Source organism: Micrococcus sp. iso_239 (genome assembly GCF_056173395.1).
The window spans coordinates 927,236-945,983 of sequence record NZ_CM149672.1; the positions used below are offsets into that span (position 1 = coordinate 927,236).

Consider the following 18,748-nt stretch of genomic DNA (forward strand, 5'->3'; position numbering starts at 1 on the left):
GGCTCGCCGCGGGCCTGAGCCCGCGCCCGAGCCAGAAGAGCTGTTCGAGCGTCTCGGCGTGCACATCACCGCCGGGACGCTCGAACGCGCTCTGACGCACCGCTCGTTCGCCTACGAGCAGGGCGGGCTGCCCACCAACGAGCGCCTCGAGTTCCTCGGGGACTCGGTGCTGGGCTACGTGGTCACCGACCACATCTTCACGGTGTACCCGGACCTGGCCGAGGGCGACCTCGCGCGCCGCCGGGCCGCCGTCGTGTCCACGCGTGCCCTGGCGAAGGTGGCGCGCCGGATCGGCATCGGCCCGTTCGTGCGCCTGGGCACGGGGGAGCGCCGCACCGGCGGGGCGGACAAGGACTCGATCCTCGCCGACACCCTCGAGGCGCTCATCGGCGCCGTCTACGTGGACCACGGTGCCGTGGCCGCGGCCGCACTCGTGCACCGCCACGTGGTGCCGCTGCTGGACGAGCCGGACCTGCTGCGCGAGAGCACCGACTGGAAGACGGTCGTGGCCGAGGCCGCCAGCCGGCACGGTCTCGGCGCCGTCCGCTACGCGATCGAGGGTCAGGGCCCCGCGCACGACCCCCGCTACCGGGCCACCCTCGTCGTCGGCGAGCGCGAGTACGGCTCCGCCGTCGCCAGCTCCAAGAAGCAGGCCGAGCGGGACGCCGCGGCCGCCTCCTGGCCCGCCCTCGAGGCGGATCTGCCGGCCGCGGGGCGCTGAGCCCGTGCCGGAGCTGCCCGAGGCCGAGGTCGTCCGGCGCGGCCTGGCCCGGTGGGCCACGGACGCCGTCGCCGCGGAGCTCGAGGTCCTCGACCCCCGCTCGCTGCGTCGCAGCCCCGGCGGTGCGGACGCCCTCCGGGAGCGGCTGCGCGGCGCCCGGCTGGCCGAGCCGGCTCGCCGCGGCAAGTTCCTCTGGCTGCCCCTGGCCGAGGGCGACGACGCGGTCGTAGTGCACCTGGGCATGAGCGGGCAGATCCTCGTGGACGAACCGGGGGCCGCCGACCAGCGTCACCTGCGCCTGCGCCTGCCCGTCACCGCCGTGGACGGCTCCGCCCGCGAGCTGCGGTTCGTGGACCAGCGGATCTTCGGCGGCTGGTGGCTCGACGCGCTGCGGCCCGACGACGCCGCCGGCGGCGAGCGGATCCCCACCACGGCCGCCCACATCGCCCTGGACCCGCTGCACCCGCTGTTCGACCCCGCGGCCGTGCACGCGCGCCTGGCACGGCGCCGCTCCACCCTCAAGCGCGCGTTGCTGGACCAGTCGCTGGTCTCCGGGATCGGCAACATCTACGCGGACGAGGCCCTCTGGGGCGCCCGCCTGCACCCCGAGCGCCCGACCGAGCGCATGCGCCGGGCGGACACGCTGCGCCTCCTGGCGGCCGTCCAGGACGTGATGCGCCGGGCCCTGGAGGTGGGGGGCACGAGCTTCGACGCGCTCTACGTCAACGTGGACGGGCGATCGGGCTACTTCGCCCGCTCCCTGGCGGCCTACGGGCGCACCGGGCAGCCGTGTCGCCGCTGCGCCGCCGAGGGGATTGACTCCCGCATCGTGCGCGAGCCGTTCATGAACCGTGCGAGCCACCTGTGCCCGCGCTGCCAGCCCAGGCCGCGCCGTCGCCGGGCCGCGGTGGCCGACGCCTGATGAGGCGTCCGTAGACTGGGCTGACCCCCGACCTCGAGCAGGAGACCCGAGTGAGCCATCCCCCGGCCGCGTCCAGGACGCCCGAGCCTCTGCCGCGCCCCGCGTCTCCGCGCGACGACGCGCCGCCGGTCGCGCGGCGCCGCCGACGCTGGCCGTGGGTCGTCGGCCTGCTCGCCGTCCTGCTCGCGGCGCTGCTCGGCCTGGGCGCCTGGTACACGAGCTCGCTCGGGCGCACCTTCGACGACCACCGGCAGACGGTGGACGTGGGGGCGCTCGAGCAGGCGGCCGGGGACGGCCCGCTGAACGTGCTCGTCCTGGGCTCCGACTCCCGCGAGGGCGAGGGCGAGCAGGACATGGGCCAGCGCTCGGACACCATGATGCTCGTGCACATCCCCGCGGACCGACGCCAGGTCTACGTCATGTCCGTGCTGCGGGATTCGTGGGTCACCGTGCCCGGCCACGGCGAGGCGAAGATCAACTCGGCCTTCGACACGGGCGGCTACGCGCTCGCCGTGGACACGGTGGAGCTGCTGCTGGGAGTGCCGATCCACCACGTCCTCGAGGTCGACTTCCAGGGCTTCCGGGGCGTGACGAACGCGCTGGGCGGCGTCGAGGTCTGCAACCCGCAGGCCTTCTCCTCCGGTCAGGCCAACCCCTCGTACTACCCGCGCGGACACATCCTGCTGCAGGACACCGCCGCCCTGCGCTACGTGCGCGAACGGCACGCCTTCGACGACGGCGACGTCACCCGCGTGAAGAACCAGCAGCGTTACCTGGCCGGGGCGATGGACCGCTTCCTCAGCCCGCAGATCCTGGGCAATCCCGCCCGCACCACCGAGGTCGTCGCCACGTTCTCCGACCACCTCGGTGTGGACGAGGGGCTCACGTCCGGCGTGATCGCCTCGCTCGCGTGGCAGCTGCGCGACGTCCGCGGCGAGGACGTCGAGATGTTCACGGTGCCTCGCAAGGGCTTCGCGGAGGGGCCGAACGGCGACGCCATCGTCGAGCTCGACGAGGACAAGCTGGCGGACCTGCGCTCCGCCCTCGCCGACGACGACGTCCAGCGCTATGTCGACGAGCACGAGCCCCAGAAGGAGAAGAAGGCCCAGGCCGCCGGCGGGCCCGCCCCCGTGCTGACCCTGCTGACCGGCACCACGCCCGCACCCGCCCTCGGGGAGGACCCCTGTGACGACTGAGCCGCGCCGCCCCCGCCTCCTGCTGGTCTCCCACTCCTACCGGCCCGAGCGCACCCCGCCCGCGCGTCGCTGGGGCGCGGTCGTGGCGGCGCTGCGGTCGGCGGGCTGGGACGTCGACGTCGTCGCGCCCGGGGGTGTGCGCCCCTTCGCCGGGCCCGACGGCGAACGTGTCCTGCCCACGCCTCGCCTGCCCCTGGGGGAGGCCGGCCGCAACGGCCGCTTCGCCGAGGCGGTGGTGCACGCGCTGCTCGCCATCCCCCGTGGGATGGCCACCCGACGCCCGGACGTGGTGGTGGCCACCGTGCCCGCGCTGCCCGTGGTGGTGCCCGGCGTCGTGCTCTCCCGCCTCTGGCGCCGTCCGCTCGTGCTGGAGATGCGCGACGCCTGGCCGGATCTCGCCCACGAGGCCGGGGTCCACCAGGGCCTGCTGGGCGTCGCGATGGAGCGCGTCGTGACCGGCGGCCAGCGCGCGGCCCGGCTCGTGGTGACCGTCACGGACGGCTTCGCGGAGACGCTGCGCGGGCGGGGGGTCGAGCGTGCCGAGACCTTGTGCAACGGCGTCGAACTCGCAGGCCTGGCGTGGGCACCTGCTCGGAGGCGCGAGCCCGGGGACCTGCACGTCCTCTACCTCGGCAACATGGGTGAGAGCCAGGGGCTCGAACGGCTCGTGGAGGCGGCGGCCGAACTCCGCCAGAGCCGGCCAGGGGTGCGGGTCCGGCTCGTCGGCGCCGGCACTCGGCGCGGCGAGCTCGAGGCGCGTAACGCGGAGCTCGGCTCCCCGGCCGAGATCCTTCCTGCCTGCTACGGCGAGGATGCGGCGGCCCAGTACGCCTGGGCGGACACACTCGTCGTGGCGCTGCGGCCCGACTGGCCCAGCTTCCGCCACACGGTGCCGTCGAAGACCTACGAGGTGCTCGCCGTCGGCCGGCACGTCACCGGGATGGTCACCGGCGAGGCGGCCCGCACCCTCGAGGACGCCGGGGGAGCCGACGTCATCGGCCCACGGGTAGCTGACCTCGTCGCGCATCTGACCGCGCTCGCCGACGATCCGGCTCGCACTGACGTGGGGGAGGGCGGCCGCCCGTGGGTCCGACGGCACGCGGACCTGCCGAGCGTCGCCCGGCGTTACGTCCGGCTGCTGGGGCAGCTCGTCCCCGACTACAGGAGACACGCATGACCTCCATCCTCCTCGATTCCGTCCGCGCACTCGGCCACGCGCCACTCGTCCTGCGGACGGTGGTCGACCACCTGCGGGACGACCCGGCGGTCCTGGGCCTGCAGATCAGCCGTCGCCTGCCGCTCGCGGCACGCGTGGGCCTGGGGCGCCTGGCAGAGTCCCTGCCCGCACGCCCCGGCGTGGTCTTAGGCGCCGTGGGTCTCGCGGCCGCCGGCCGGCACGTGGACCTCCTCGAGCACGTCGAGGCGGTCCTGCCGTCCGCCGGCGCGCCAGATCGGGTGCGACTGGCGGACGTGCTCACGGCCGCGCAGGAGCCTGACCGGGCCCAAGCCGTCCTCGACGCCGTGCCCGTCGACACGCCGGGCTTGGCCGCCGCAAGGGCCCGCGTGGCCTGGCACCGCGGTGACGTCGAGGCGGCCATCTCCCTGCTCGGCGGCACCGGCCGGGACGGTGTCGTGCGAGCCCGGTTCGCCTCCGAGGTGCGTGCTCTGCGCGGGGGCGCCCTGCCGTTGCCGCGGGCAGACCGGGACCGGGCCGTTGGATATCGGCCCCGCCCGGGCTCGGCACTGTTCGTCCTGACCAACTCCCTGCCCCACACCGGTTCCGGATACGCGCAACGCAGCCACAGCCTCGCGTGCGCGCTGCGGGACGAGGGCTGGCACGTAGAGGCCGTCACCCGGCTCGGTTGGCCGGTCCAGACCGGCGTGCTCACCGCCGCCCGACGCGACATGGTGGACGGCATCGTGTACCACCGCCTCCTGCCCTCGAGCCTGGCCCGGGGATTCGACGGACGGCTGGCTCAGCACGCGCGGATGCTCCTCGATCTGGTCCTCGAGCGCCGCCCGGCGGTCCTGCACACCACCACCCACTGGGTCAACGCCGTGGTGACCCGCGCGGTCGCGGAGGCCGTGGGCGTCCCGTGGGTGTACGAGGTGCGCGGGCAGCTGGCGGACACCTGGGCCTCGACGCGCGGACCCGAGGCGCTGCGCTCCGACCGCTACGCCCTGTTCACGGCCCGCGAGGACGACGCCGTGCGTTCTGCCGACGGCGTCGTGACGCTCGGTGAGCAGATGGCCCGCCGCATCGCCGCGGCCGGCATGGACCGGGACGCCGTCGTGCTCAGCCCTAACGGGGTGGGGGGCGCCTTCCTGGAGGAGCCCGCCCCACGCGAGGATGCTCGCCGCCGTCTCGGGCTGTCCATGGACGACGAGATCGTCGGCACCGTCTCCTCCGTGGTGCCGTACGAGGGACTCGACGACCTTGTGCGTGCCGTCGCCGCGCTCGTCGACGAGAGGCCGCGCCTGCGGCTGGCCGTGGTGGGGGACGGCGTTGCCCTGCCGGCCCTGCGCCGGCTTGCGGCCGACCTGGGGATCGAGGATCGGCTGCTCGCGCCGGGACGGGTGGACCGTTCCCTGGCTCCCGTGTGGCACCAGGCCCTCGACGTCTTCTGCGTGCCTCGCAAGGACACGGGCGTGACCCGGGCGGTGACGCCCATGAAGCCGCTGGAGGCCATGGCCACGTCCCGGCCCGTCCTCGTCTCGGACCTGCCCGCGCTGAGCGAGATCGTCGAGGACGGCGTGACCGGACGGGTGCTGCCGGCCGAGGAACCGGAGGCGTGGGCCGCCGCCCTGGCGGCGCTACTCGACGACCCCGCCGCGGCCCGCGGCCTTGGAGCCAGGGCGCGGGAGTGGGTGCTCGGGCATCGGACCTGGGCGGCGAACGCCCGGCGCTATGACGCCCTCTACCGGCGCCTGGGCGTGACGGCGCCGTCTGCCTGAACTAATCCTTATACTCGACAGAGCATCACGGGGAGTCCGGCCCGCGCCGGATTCTGCCCTTGCCACCGCTTAGACGAACGAGGACCTCTAGATGACGACGCAGATCAAGGACGTGGCCGTGATCGGCCTGGGCTACATCGGGCTGCCGACAGCTGCCATCCTGGCCGAGAACGGCGTGCGTGTGCACGGCGTGGACGTCAGCCAGCGCACCGTGGACGCGGTCAACGCAGGCACCGTGCCCTTCGTGGAGCCGGACCTGGCGGACTTCGTGGAGCGCAACGTCAAGGCCGGTCGACTGTCCGCGTCCCTGAAGACGCCGCAGGCCGACGCGTACATCGTCGCGGTCCCGACGCCCTTCAAGGACGGCCATTCGCCGGACCTCGGCTACATCGAGGCTGCGGCCCGCGGTCTCGCCCCGCAGCTGCGCGGCGGCGAGCTCGTGATCCTGGAGTCCACCTCGCCCCCCGGCGCCACCGAGCACATGGCCGCCGTCATCCGCGAGGCACGGCCGGACCTGGACGGCGTCACCCTGGACTTCGCCCACTGCCCGGAGCGGGTGCTGCCCGGCCGGGTCATGATCGAGCTCGTCACGAACGACCGCATCGTGGGCGGGTCCACGCCGGAGGCCGCGCAGCGCGCCAAGCAGCTGTATGAGGCGTTCTGTCAGGGGGAGATCCTCGTGACGGACTGCGTCACCGCGGAGATGGCCAAGCTGGTCGAGAATTCGTTCCGTGATGTGAACATCGCCTTCGCGAACGAGCTGTCCCTGATCTGCTCCGACCTGGGGATCGACGTGTGGGAGCTCATCGAGCTTGCCAACCACCACCCCCGTGTCAACATCCTCCAGCCGGGCCCCGGCGTGGGCGGCCACTGCATCGCTGTGGACCCGTGGTTCATCGTCGACGCCGCACCGCAGACGGCCCGCATCATCCGTGCGGCCCGCGAGATCAACGACGGCAAGCCGAAGTGGGTCGTGGACCAGGCCAAGGCCGCCGCGTTCGACGTGCAGCAGGCCACCGGCCGTGCCCCCGTGGTGGCCGTCCTCGGTCTGGCATTCAAGCCGAACATCGACGATCTGCGTGAATCGCCTGCCCTGAACATCGCGATCGAGGTGGCGCAGCAGTTCACCGGTTCGCGCATCCTCGTCGTGGAGCCGCACGTGGAGGAGCTGCCCGCTGCGCTGGCCGGCCGTGACAACGTGGAGTTGGTCCCGGCCGAGGACGGCATTCGGGAGGCGGACGTCGTCCTGCTACTGGTGGACCACGATGCGTTCGCCAGCCTCGGTGCCACCACCGAGGGCAAGAAGGTCATCGACACGCGCGGCCAGTGGCGCTGACACGAACTCGGCACCTGTGGCGGGGCGGTCGGTGACGGCTGCCCCGCCCCGTATGTCCCAGACGGGCAGTACCACGACCAAGGAGGACAACATGCGCCTGCTCGTGACCGGCGGCGCCGGATACATCGGGTCTCACTTCGTCTCCGTAGCACGGCAACAGGGCCGGGCCGACATCGTCGTCGTTGACGACTTCTCGACAGGCCTCAGACAGCGCGTTCCGGCCGATGTCCCCGTGTACACGATCGACCTCGCGAGCGACGCGGCCGTAGCTGCGCTGACCACTCTCCTTAAAGAAGAGTCGATTGACGTCGTCGTTCACTTCGCCGCGAAGAAGGTCGTCGCGGACTCCGTCGTGCAGCCGGAGGATTATTTTCGGTCGAACGTCGGTGCAACTGTAAACGTGCTGGCTGCCATGAGAGCTGCGGGAGCCGCGTCGATGATCTTCTCCTCGTCGGCAGCGGTCTATGGTGAGCCGGACTCGTCGATCGTGTTCGAGGACACCCCGACGGTGCCGATCAATCCGTACGGCCAGTCCAAGCTCGTGAGTGAGCTAGCTCTCGCGAACGCTTCCCGCGCCTGGGGTCTCCGGGCGGTGGCATTGCGCTACTTCAATGTCGCCGGCGCGGAAGACGCCATTCTGGCCGATACCACGACGACGAACCTCATGCCGGCGATCCGTGATGTCATCACTCGCGGCCAGCGTCTCTCGGTCTTCGGCGACGATTACCCCACCGTCGACGGCACATGTGTACGCGATTACGTCCACGTCGTCGACCTGGCCGAGGCGCACCTGGCGGCCCTGCCGGCGGTCCAGGGCAGCACCGACCCAGCGACCCGGATCTACAACGTGGGCACCGGAAGCGGAAGCAGCGTTCTCGAAGTCGTAGATGCCTTCCGCCGCCGCCCCGGCGTGGATCTTGATTACGACATCCAGCCCCGCCGCCCGGGTGACCCGGGGGCCTTGACAGCCAACGTCTCGCTCATTGAGAAGGAACTCGGATGGGTAGCACGTTATACGCGCGATGACATTGTCACGTCCGTCATCGACTTCCCGCCCCGGCTCGTCACCTGACTGCTCGTCGCAGAGACGCCAGACCTGCCCCGCCGATTACAGCACCCGAGGAATCGCACCCATGATCCAACTCTTTCTTCGCTTCTCACGACGCCAGCAACTCGTCATGGGGCTTTTTATTCTGCTCGCTGTCGTGGGTTCGGTACTCGCCTTCCTGGTGGACCACGCGATCCTCATCGTCGCGCTGTTCTGGATGTTGTGCGCTGCGGTGTTCGTAATGATCATGTATCACCGCCGTCTCAACGCAAGGATCACCCGCACCGCCCGTGCTGCACGCATGGGGTCTTCCGCTGTGGCGGGCCGCGGGGGTACGCGGCCCGCCACGGGGCGTCGAATATCGACGCAAGAGTCGCTCGACTCGCTCCAGGCCGCTTTCGCCCGCCGGAGGACCGTCGCCGCGGGCCTGCCGCTGGCGCGCAAACTCATCCAGGAACGCGGGGACCTCAGTGGCGCGCGGGAGGTGCTGGATCAGCTTCGTGGAAAGTCGGGCCTGACCGACTCTGAAGAGAACTTCGTTCGTCGCGTCGACTCTCTCAACCGCCTTCTTGAAGCGGACTACCCGCTTCCCGCACGTCACCGCACCTGCAATTACCTCCCCGTGCGAGGCCGGGTGCTCTACGCCGTGGGCATGTCACCCGTGTCTGTGACCAATGGCTACACGTCCCGGACCAAGGGCGTCGCCGCAGGGCTCGTGGCCCAAGGGCTGGACGTGGTCGTAGCGCCCCTGCCAGGCAAGCCTTGGGACAAGAAGTCGGTCGTCCCCGGGCGGCGAGTGCCTGTCAAGCAGCGTCGTGATGTGTCGGAGATCGACGGCGTACGCCACGTGCACAACCCTGGTCTCCCTGCATGGGAGGGCGATCTCGACGTCTTCTTCCAGGTGGCTGCCGATGCGTACGTCCGCGAAGCCATGATCGAGAAGCCCGAGTTCATCCTGGCCGCCTCGAACTATCTGTCCGCTCTGCCCGCCCTGATCGCAGCCCGTCGGCTCGGGGTGCCGTTCGTGTATGAGATGCGCGGATTCTGGGAAGTGTCTGCGGCATCCGTCCGGCCGGGCTGGGAGCAGTCGGACCAGTATCGGCTTGACCGCCGCTATGAAGACCTCGTCGCCCGCGAAGCCGACCGAGTGGTCGTCATCACGGATGAGATGCGTGAAGACCTTGCTGCCCGCGGCATCGATGCGGACAAGGTCACCGTCGCGCCCAACTGCGTTGACCCAGAGGTGTTCGCCCCTCTTGGCAAGGATCACGCGCTCTTGCGCGGCCTGGGATTCACCGATACGGAGGCTCCGGTCGTGGGTTTCGCGGGCAGCGTCACCGATTACGAAGGCCTCGATCTCGTCACCGACGCGCTCGCGACACTCAAGGCAGAGGGAGTCCGGTTCAACTTCCTCATCATCGGCGGGGGCGCATATCTCGATACGTTGAAGGCGAGGATCGCCACACGCGGTCTTGATCCTGAGACGCGGTTCGTCACGAACGTTCCGAACGCAGACATGCCAGCGTACCTCTCGAGCATCGATGTGTTCCCCCTGGCCCGGAAGTCCTTGCCGGTGACCGAGCTCGTTTCGCCATTGAAGCCGCTGGAGGCGATGGCGGTCGGCGGGGCGGTGGTCCTCTCCGATGTCTCGCCGCACAAGGTGTTCTGCGGGCCTGATGGAGACACTGCGGTCAGTTTCCAGAAGGACGACCTGGCGAGCCTCGTCGAGCGTCTGCGCGAAACTCTCGCCGCCCCAGATGCTGCTCGCGCCATGGGGGTTCGTGCTCGACGCTGGGTCAAGGAGAATCGGCGCTGGCCAGTCACGGGCGAGCGCATCGCCGCTTCACTAATGGCCTTGGCCGAGGAGTTCCGGGCCTCACTGGACGACGCAGAACGCCCGCTCACCGATTACACAGTCGCCTTCATCGGCGACGAATTCACGACGGACACCTTCGTCCCCGAGTTGACCGCCTTGCGTGTGCGGCCTGAGGACTGGCGCGAGACCTTCGAAGACCACCGCGTGGATGCGCTGTTCATTGAGTCCGCTTGGCGAGGCAACGACAGCGCCTGGACCGGGATCATTGGGTATTACGATGACGAGACTCACGCGCCGGTGGTCGAGCTGATCGCGCATTGCAGGCTTCACGGAATCCCCGTGATGTTCTGGAACAAGGAGGATCCGGTCCATTTCAACCGGTTCAAGCGCACCGCAGCCCTGTGCGACTACGTGTTCACGACGGACGCGCGCACCATTGTTGATTACAACGCGCTTCCGGACAACCAGATCACGACCGTCGCCTCGGCCCCGTTCGCGGCGCAGCCTCTGTTGCACAACCCGCTACCCAGCACCCGGGCACAAGACGAAGCTATCGCGTATGGCGGGACCTACTACGGGGACAAGTATGCGACCCGTAAACAGGGGCTGGATTTCCTGTTCTATGAGTCTGCCCCACACGGCTTGGCGATCTACGAGCGGGTGCACAACGATCCCAACTCGCCGTACCGCCTGCCGGACCGTTTCCGCCGGTACGCCCGAGGAAGCCTGAGCTATCCCGAGATGTGCCAGGCCTATAAGGCCCACCCGATCCACCTGAACGGCAATTCGGTGGTGGACTCGCCGAGCATGTTCTCTCGCCGGGTCGTGGAGATCACCGCGTCTGGGTCGACGGTACTCAGCTCTGCGGGCCGTGGCGTAGACGAGACGTTGGCGGGCACCGTCCCGACCGTGACCACCCCCGATGAGGCTGCGGCCTATCTGGAGGGCTGGAAGTCGTCTGAGCAGCGTCGGCACGCCGGCCTTTGGGAGGCGTTCCGCCACGTCTACGAGACGCACACGTGTGCTCACCGTTTGGTGTACATGATGCGCGTCGCTGGGTTCCGAGTCCGCAGTCCGCAGGCCGCGCCGATCGCAGTCGAGTGCGCCGCCGCAGACGTACCGTTGTTCGAGGCCCAGACCATGCGTCCTGCCTTGTACCTGGTGACCGACACAACCGAGGGCGTTGATGCCGCCAGTCCCGTCGTCCTCGCCGCTCTTCCGGAGAGGGTGGCAAAGCTGCAAGAGGCCGGCATCCGGAACGTCGTCATCCACCGTGAGGGCGACCCTGTTCTGGACGAGCACCTCGTGGAGGACTTCTCGCTCGCTCTGCATTTCGGACCTTGGAAGGCCGTGGGCACTCGCACCGTCGAATGGTCGCCGGGCGACGCACACGTGCGAATCGCTGCCCTGACGGCGGACATCGATGAGGGCACTGTACTGGTGGACGCCGACGTCTACGCCGGCTCTGTTCTCGGGGAGCGACCTGCCCTAGCCGATGACGAGGTCTTTGCCTGGCAGCACGTCGTCGAACACGTCGGCAAGGTGACCTACACGGACTCGACGGCTGTCCCGATCGACACCGCGGTCGTCCACGAGGAGGCAGACCCCCTTCCGCCCGTTGCGTCTGGAGAGGCGGGGCCACCCGTAGGGGAGACTCAGACGGTGCCTCTCAACGTCCTCGTCGCTGGCCATGACCTGAAGTTCCTGCCGCAGATCATGGCGCAGCTCGAAGCCGCGGGTCACCGTGTCATCGTCGACCAGTGGGACGGGCACGATATCCACGACGAGGAACGCAGCCTCCGACTCCTCGCCGAAGCGGATGTCATCTTCTGTGAGTGGGCGCTCGGGAACGTGAAGTGGTACAGCCACCACAAGCAGGACGACCAGCGGCTTGTGGTGCGCCTCCACGCCCAGGAACTTCGCACTCGCTACCTCAAGGACGCCGACCTGTCCGCCGTGGACACCTTCGTGTTCGTGTCACCCGTCGGCATGCGGCGGGCGCAGTTGCTCTTCGGAGTGCCGGTGGATCGGTCCGTGGTCATCGGCAACACCTTCGACTTCGAGCGATTTGCGGCGCCTCGGAACGCACCGGATCCGCATGCCCTCGGTCTTGTTGGCTCCGTGCCACATTCGAAGCGTCTGGACCTCGCGCTCGACGTGACCGAACTGCTGGCGTCGCACGACCCGACTTACCGTCTCGACGTCATGGGTAAGGAGTACCACGAGTACGCGTGGCTCATGAAGCGAACTGCTGAGCGGAGTTATTTTGAGGCGCAGTATTTGCGGATTGAATCGTCTGCGGTGCTCCGCGAAGCCGTCCGGTTCGGCGGACACTCCTATGACATCGCGGAGTGGTACCGCGCCAAGCCAGGCATCATCTTGTCCACGAGCGACCACGAAGGAACGCATCAGGCGATCGCGGAAGGTGGTGCAGCGGGCTGTGTGCCGGTGATCTTCCCGTGGGCGGGGGCTGAGGCCGTTTACGACGATCGATGGGTCGTCGAGGGCGTCCGCGACGCGGCCGACCGGATCCGCAGGTACTCTTCAGACCCGGCCCTCTTCCTCGAGGAGTCTGAGCGGGCCCAAGCATTCATGCGGGAGCGTTTCTCGCCCGAGGAGATCGGTGCCCAGATCCTGGCCGTGGTAGAGGGTCGGCGGTGACGTAGCGCCGGAGAAAGAAGGGGACCGTCTCTCGTGTGAGACGGTCCCCTTCTTTTAATGACCCGTGGTGCCCTTGAGAGCAACGATGCGTTCTGCCTCGGTCGTCTCGTACCGTGCCCGGACTTCGAGCGCTTTCTCTTCCCCGTGCTTGCGTAGGGCGCTCATGAAATAGCTGTAATGCTGCATGACATCGAGGGTGTCTCCGTCTTCGATGATTGCGCCCTCATCCATCCAGACGACGCGGGTGCACATCTCTCGGATCACTCCGGCGGAATGGTTGACGAGGAAGCCTGTGCCAGACCGGGCGATCAGGTCTCGCATTGCTTGATTGGACCGCTCCCGGAAAGCGTCGTCGCCGGTCGCAAGTGCTTCGTCAATCATGATGATGTCGGGTTGCGACGCTACTGAGATCGCGAAGCGCAGGCGGGCCCGCATGCCGGAGGAGTATGTACGCATGGGCATGCGAATGGATTTTCCGATGTCGGCCAACTCAGCGACTTGTGGGATTCGGTCGTGGACCTCGGCTGGGGTCAAGCCCATCGCGAGTAGACCGATACGAATGTTGTCTAGACCGGTGAGGTTGGGCATGAGCGCTGCCCCCACACCCATCAATTGGGGCGCAGAAGCGGCAAAGACCTCCCCAGATGTTGGCGCCTCAACGCCTGCCAGGACGCGGAGCAGGGCACTCTTGCCGGACCCATTGCGTCCGACGAGTCCGATGAATTCGCCCTTCCGTGCGGCCAAGGACACCCCCCTCACAGCATGGACGACGTCCAGTTCACCGCCCCGAGAAAAGAGCCCGCGAGATTTCTCGTCCCGAGCGATCCTCACGGGGTAATCGAGGATGATGTCCGTAGCGAGCAGGTTGAGGCCGCCAGACGAAGCTAGGTGCCCCCCCTCGAACGCTTCCGGCGGCTGCGCATGGTCCTGGTTAGCGGTACTGGTCACGGCCGTACGACTCCTCTCCGAGCCAGAAGACAATGCCGCCGACAATCGTCAGGCACACTGCATACGCGGCGAGCATCGCCCAGCTCGACGCCGGCGGCGTCACCCCCTCGATGATGACCTGACGGTACATCGTGATCAGTACATACAACGGGTTGAGTTGGATGATCGCATGGAGGGCGGGGTGGTTGTCCGTGAAACGCGTTATCGGGAAGATGACTCCGGAGCCGTACATCAGGAGACGGGACACGAACGGCACCATGCGGCTCACATCCGGAAGGAGGGTGCTGAGCCGCGCCAGCAGGAGCATGATGCCGAAGTTTAGGATCACGTGCAGCCCCAGGACACCCGGGAAGACCAGCCAGGACCACTCAGGTGTCTCATGCGGGGGGATCGCTATGACGAGGATGAACATCACTGCGATCGCCGGTAGTCGCTGGAGCACGTCGTACACGAGATCGGCCAAGGGCAGCGCCATGCGTGGGAACCGGAAGGCGCGGGTCAAGGACAGGTTCGACGCGATGGTCCGCGTGCCAGATGTCAATGCGGCGCTGGTCATCTGGAACATGAACACACCCACGATGACGAAGGCGACGAAATTGTCCATTCCGTGGTCGAAACGCAAAAGCAAACCGAAGATCAGCCAGTAGAAGATCGCGTCGAGCATTGGGCGAAGGATGAGCCATACCGACCCGAGACGACTGTCGTCGTTTCCTGTGACGAGCCGTCCTCGGGACTGCCACCAGATGAAGTGTCGGCGTTGCCAGAGCTCCACCAGATAGCGGCGAGGGGCAGGGCGACCTGTGACAGGTGAGAGGTGCGAAGCGTCACCATAAGCCTGGACGGCCGCGGCGCGGAACGCGCTGGCGACGGGTTCGGAGGGTCGTCTTGGTCGCCGTGTGGTCATCGGTTCGCGCCTGCCTTTCTGAGCGTGGGCCACCCGAGTGGGGGACCGGCCGTCGATGCGGGACTTCTCTTGACGGTGCCCCACGACGGCGATGCCGCGCGCGGGAGGCGCGTCGACCGCCTCCTTAGTGTAGGAGACGGCGGCGCGGGAACGCGGCTGCTGAGGGGGTCGGATTGTTGGCTTCGACTATGGTGAAGCCGTCTGGAGGTCCCGCCGCTTGGACTTGATCTCCTCCCCTTTGAGCCGTCGTCGATGCAGCGAGGAACACCGTGAAGAAAATCATGCCCATCTACGGAACCCGCCCGGAGGCCATCAAGGTGGCCCCCATCGTCAAGGCGCTGCAGGCTGACGAGCGGTTCGAGTGCGTGGTGACCGTCACGGGGCAGCACCGCGAGATGCTGGACCAGGTCAATGAGCTGTTCGGCATTGTCCCGGACCACGACCTGAACATCATCCAGCCCCGCCAGACCCTCAACGGGGTGTTCGCCCGCACCCTCGACGGGCTCGACGCCGTCCTCGAGCAGGAGCGGCCGGACGCCGTCGTCGTCCAGGGCGACACCACGACCTCGACGGCGGGCGCCGTCGCCGCCTTCAACCGCGGCATCCCCGTGGTCCACGCCGAGGCGGGCCTGCGCAGCTTCGACATCCTCTCCCCGTTCCCGGAGGAGGCCAACCGCAAGATCACCAGCCAGATCTCGGCGCTGCACCTGCCCCCGACCACCGTGAGCCGGGACAACCTGCTGCGTGAGGCCGTGGCCCCGGAGGACGTCTACGTCACGGGCAACACCGTGATCGACGCGCTGCTGGAGGCCGTCAGCCACCAGGTGCCGTTCGAGGACGAGCGTCTGGCCGGGCTGGAGGCGTCCGGCCGTCGCGTCGTCCTGGTGACCACCCACCGGCGCGAGAACCAGGGCGACGCGATGCGCGGCGTCGGGCGCGCCCTGGCCCGCCTGGCCGCGGACCACCCGGAGGTCACCTTCGTCCTGCCGGCGCATCGCAACCCGGTGGTGCGCGAGGCGATCCTGCCGGAGATCGAGGGCCGCGAGAACGTGCTCGTGACCGAGCCCCTGGCCTACGGCGAGTTCACCCACCTGCTGTCGGTGGCCACCGTCGTGCTGACGGACTCCGGCGGCGTCCAGGAGGAGGCCCCGTCGCTGGGCAAGCCCGTCCTCGTGATGCGCGAGAACACCGAGCGTCCCGAGGCCGTGACCGCCGGCACCGTGCGTCTGATCGGCACGGACGAGGAGGTCGTGGTCACCGAGGTCACCCGCCTGCTGACGGACGAGGCCGCGTACAGCGCGATGTCCCAGGCGGTGAACCCCTACGGCGACGGCCGCGCGGCAGAGCGCACCGTCTCCGCGATCGCCGAGCTGCTCGGCGTGGGCGAGCGGCTGCCGGCCTTCGACGGCGCCTGAGCCGCACCGCACCCCCGGACGGGGACACCCCGTCGAGGCCACGAGGCCGCCGCCCCGCGGGGACGGCGGCCTCGTGCGTGCCTCCGACTTCACCCGTCCTCGCGCGGGGTCACCCGGGCGTCCTCCGGGCGGACCAGCGGCAGGGACCCGGTGCGGGGTCCGCCGGGCACGATCGGCAGGTTGGTCTCCGGGGCGCGCCACCACGCGAGCGCGCCGAGCAGGATGACGCCGCCGGTGAGCACGAACGCCCACCCGTAGCCGGCGGTGTCCACCACGAGGCCGGCCAGCAGCGGGCCGGAGATGGCGCCCAGGTCGGCGGACATCTGAGCCGAGGACATGACCGAGCCGGAGCGCCGGTCCTGGCCCACGACGTCGGCGATCGCCGCCTGCTGCGGGGCGTTCAGGATGCCCGTGCCCGCGCCGGAGACCAAGCAGGCGATCAGGAACAGCGACGGAGTGCCGACCCAGCCGATGGCGCCCGTGGTCACGGCCATCACGAGCAGACCCGTGAGGATCAGGGGCTTGCGTCCGTGCACGTCGGAGAGCCGGGAGCTGAACGACACGGCCACCACGTTGCCCAGCGCGAACACGGACAGGGCCAGGCCCGCCATCATCGCCCCGTCCACCTGCCAGCCGAGCAGGCCCGTGCCGGCGAACGCGGTGGCCGCGAACAGGGGCATCACCGAGTTGCGCACCCCGAACGTCGCCCAGCCGTTGGCGAAGAAGGAGACCAGCGCGGCCCGGTAGGACGGGTTGGACAGGGCCTCCCGGACCGGCATGGCGGGGCGGACGTCGCGGACGGCGCGGTCCGCGAGCCGGGTGTCCTTGAGCAGGAAGAACACGAGGGCCGCCGCCACCACCAGGGAGCTGCCGTAGATGAGGAACGGGGCCCGGTACCCGAACACGGACAGGGCGGAGCCCACGATCGGACCCACGATGTTGCCGATCAGGAACGCGGACGCGTAGGCGCCCGAGATCCGGCCGCGCATCGTGGGCGGGGACTTGCGGGCCAGGAACGCCATGGCGGACACGGTGAAGAGGGTGGAGCCGACGCCGCCGAGCGCCCGGAAGAGGAGCAGCTGCGGGAAGGTCTGCGCGAAGGCCACCAGGAACATGGACGCGGCCACGATCAGCACGCCCGTCATGTACACGGGCGTCTCGCCGAGCCGGTTCGTCAGCTTGCCGGAGACCGGGGCGAACAGGAGGCGGGTCAGCCCGAACGCGGACACGACGGCGGCCACCCCGACGGCGGACGCGTCGAACGTCGCCGCGTACTGCGGCAGCAGCGGGGCGATGATGCCGAAGCCGATCGCGATGATGAACGCGGCGGCGACGAGGACCTTGATCTCACGGGGCAGGGGGACCCGCGAGGAGCGGGCGGACGACGACGGCATGACCGCCATCTTCGCACGGCGCCGGGTGTGCGGCCCGGGGCGGGCGACGGCCCGTGTGACAGACTGGGCCCGTGGAAATCGTGCTCATAGTCTCAGTCGTGGCCGCCCTGCTGCTGGGCGGCGTGCTCGTCGGCCTGCTGGATCGGCGCCCCGCCCCGCCGAAGGGCTCGTACCAGGGAGTGCGGGACGCGGACGACCCGCGCCCGAGTCCGCGGCACGCGGCCCCGTCGGGGTCCACCGCCGTCCTGGAGCGCCCCGAGGTCGACGAGGCGCCGGCCGTCGTCGCCGAGCCGGAGCCCGCCGTCGTCGAGGAGGTGGAGCCCGCCCCGGCGAAGCCCGAGTACGAGCGGCCCGAGGCCGCCGGCTCGCGCCTGGCCCGCCTGCGGGCCCGCCTGCTCAAGTCCAACAACGTCTTCGGCAAGGGCCTGCTGGCGCTGCTGTCCCAGGACCGCATCGACGACGACGTGTGGGACGAGATCGAGGAGACGCTGCTGATGGCGGACCTCGGCACCGAGCCCACCCTGGAGCTCGTCGACCGCCTCAAGGCCCGCGTCACGGTCGAGGGCACGCGTGACCCCGAGCAGGTGCGCACCCTGCTGCGCGAGGAGCTCGTGGCGATGGTGGACCCCTCGATGGATCGCCGTCTCGCCGCGACCCGCAGGGGCGACCGCCCCGCCGTGACCATGGTCGTGGGCGTCAACGGCGTCGGCAAGACCACCACCGTGGGCAAGCTGGCCCGTGTGCTCGTGGCGGAGGACCGCACCGTCGTGCTCGGCGCCGCGGACACCTTCCGCGCCGCCGCCGCCGAGCAGCTCGCCACGTGGGGTGCCCGCGTGGGCGTCGAGACCGTCCGCTCCGAGAAGGAGGGCGCCGACCCGGCGTCCGTCGCCTTCGAGGCCGTGGAGCACGGCATCGCCGAGGGCGTCGACGTCGTGCTCGTGGACACCGCGGGCCGTCTGCAGAACAAGGCCAACCTCATGGACGAGCTCGGCAAGATCAAGCGCGTCATCGAGAAGCAGGCCGAGGTGGACGAGGTCCTGCTCGTCCTCGACGCCACCACGGGCCAGAACGGCCTGACCCAGGCGAAGGTGTTCGCCGAGGTCGTGGACGTCACCGGCATCGTGCTGACCAAGCTGGACGGCACCGCCAAGGGCGGCATCGTGATCGCCATCCAGCGCCAGCTCGGCGTGCCCGTCAAGCTGATCGGCCTCGGCGAGGGCCCCGACGACCTCGCACCGTTCACCGCCGAGGGCTTCGTGGACGCGCTGCTGGCCGACTGACGTCCCGCACCCCGGTCCAGGGCCCCTCCCGACGACGTCGGGAGGGGCCCTGTTCAGTCACGGAGACGTCATCGACGTGTGGCGCGGCCCACGCCTCCGGTATCTTCCTTGCATCGGCCCCGATCGGGGCCGGGCAGCGACGCCGCGGGACG

Annotated in this window: 13 protein-coding genes; 10 read left to right on the forward strand and 3 right to left on the reverse strand. The window is 69.5% G+C overall.

Annotated features, from left to right (window positions below; all coding sequences use genetic code 11):
* Positions 1-58 precede the first annotated feature (58 nt).
* From rnc to AC0VX2_RS04360, 8 genes are all read left to right on the forward strand, one after another.
* Entirely contained in the window at positions 59-721 is a 663-nt protein-coding gene (gene rnc, locus AC0VX2_RS04325) for a ribonuclease III (protein ID WP_012750822.1), read from the forward strand.
* A 4-nt stretch (positions 722-725) separates the two neighbouring features.
* A complete protein-coding gene (gene mutM / locus AC0VX2_RS04330; protein ID WP_454179644.1) occupies positions 726-1,643 on the forward strand; it encodes a bifunctional DNA-formamidopyrimidine glycosylase/DNA-(apurinic or apyrimidinic site) lyase in 918 nt (305 codons plus the stop codon).
* A gap of 50 nt (positions 1,644-1,693) precedes the next feature.
* A complete protein-coding gene (locus AC0VX2_RS04335) occupies positions 1,694-2,839 on the forward strand; it encodes an LCP family protein (RefSeq protein WP_475432694.1) in 1,146 nt (381 codons plus the stop codon).
* Positions 2,829-4,016 (forward strand): glycosyltransferase family 4 protein, encoded by a 1,188-nt coding sequence (locus AC0VX2_RS04340; protein ID WP_363735011.1) that lies wholly within the window; start codon positions 2,829-2,831, stop codon positions 4,014-4,016. Before AC0VX2_RS04335 ends, AC0VX2_RS04340 begins: the two co-directional genes overlap by 11 nt.
* Entirely contained in the window at positions 4,013-5,794 is a 1,782-nt protein-coding gene (locus tag AC0VX2_RS04345; protein WP_049146026.1) for a glycosyltransferase, read from the forward strand. The genes AC0VX2_RS04340 and AC0VX2_RS04345 overlap by 4 nt, the downstream gene beginning before the upstream one ends.
* A gap of 91 nt (positions 5,795-5,885) precedes the next feature.
* Positions 5,886-7,130, forward strand: a complete 1,245-nt coding sequence (wecC, locus tag AC0VX2_RS04350) for a UDP-N-acetyl-D-mannosamine dehydrogenase (protein ID WP_061867852.1) — start codon at positions 5,886-5,888, stop codon at positions 7,128-7,130.
* A 91-nt stretch (positions 7,131-7,221) separates the two neighbouring features.
* Positions 7,222-8,202, forward strand: coding sequence for a UDP-glucose 4-epimerase GalE (gene galE / locus AC0VX2_RS04355; RefSeq protein WP_041103153.1), 981 nt, complete (start codon positions 7,222-7,224; stop codon positions 8,200-8,202).
* A gap of 61 nt (positions 8,203-8,263) precedes the next feature.
* Positions 8,264-12,655: a glycosyltransferase gene (locus tag AC0VX2_RS04360; RefSeq protein ID WP_475432696.1), complete on the forward strand. Its 4,392-nt coding sequence runs from the start codon at positions 8,264-8,266 to the stop codon at positions 12,653-12,655.
* 54 nt (positions 12,656-12,709) lie between these two features.
* Here AC0VX2_RS04360 and AC0VX2_RS04365 read toward each other — a convergent pair whose 3' ends face one another.
* Both AC0VX2_RS04365 and AC0VX2_RS04370 read right to left on the reverse strand, forming a co-directional pair.
* Positions 12,710-13,603 (reverse strand): ABC transporter ATP-binding protein, encoded by an 894-nt coding sequence (locus tag AC0VX2_RS04365; RefSeq protein ID WP_052520025.1) that lies wholly within the window; start codon positions 13,601-13,603, stop codon positions 12,710-12,712.
* Positions 13,587-14,507 carry an ABC transporter permease gene (locus tag AC0VX2_RS04370; protein WP_044659147.1) on the reverse strand — a complete coding sequence of 307 codons (921 nt, stop codon included), beginning with the start codon at positions 14,505-14,507 and terminating at the stop codon, positions 13,587-13,589. The genes AC0VX2_RS04365 and AC0VX2_RS04370 overlap by 17 nt, the downstream gene beginning before the upstream one ends.
* A 269-nt stretch (positions 14,508-14,776) precedes the next feature.
* Here AC0VX2_RS04370 and wecB point away from each other — a divergent pair, with 269 nt between their 5' ends.
* Positions 14,777-15,922 (forward strand): non-hydrolyzing UDP-N-acetylglucosamine 2-epimerase, encoded by a 1,146-nt coding sequence (gene wecB / locus AC0VX2_RS04375; RefSeq protein ID WP_475432698.1) that lies wholly within the window; start codon positions 14,777-14,779, stop codon positions 15,920-15,922.
* Between the two features lie 89 nt (positions 15,923-16,011).
* On the opposite strand, the gene AC0VX2_RS04380 is transcribed toward wecB, so the two are convergent.
* Positions 16,012-17,316: an MFS transporter gene (locus AC0VX2_RS04380; protein ID WP_069941898.1), complete on the reverse strand. Its 1,305-nt coding sequence runs from the start codon at positions 17,314-17,316 to the stop codon at positions 16,012-16,014.
* A gap of 71 nt (positions 17,317-17,387) precedes the next feature.
* On the opposite strand from AC0VX2_RS04380, the gene ftsY reads away from it, so the two are divergent.
* Positions 17,388-18,596 (forward strand): signal recognition particle-docking protein FtsY, encoded by a 1,209-nt coding sequence (gene ftsY / locus AC0VX2_RS04385; RefSeq protein ID WP_200869971.1) that lies wholly within the window; start codon positions 17,388-17,390, stop codon positions 18,594-18,596.
* Positions 18,597-18,748: the final 152 nt, after the last annotated feature.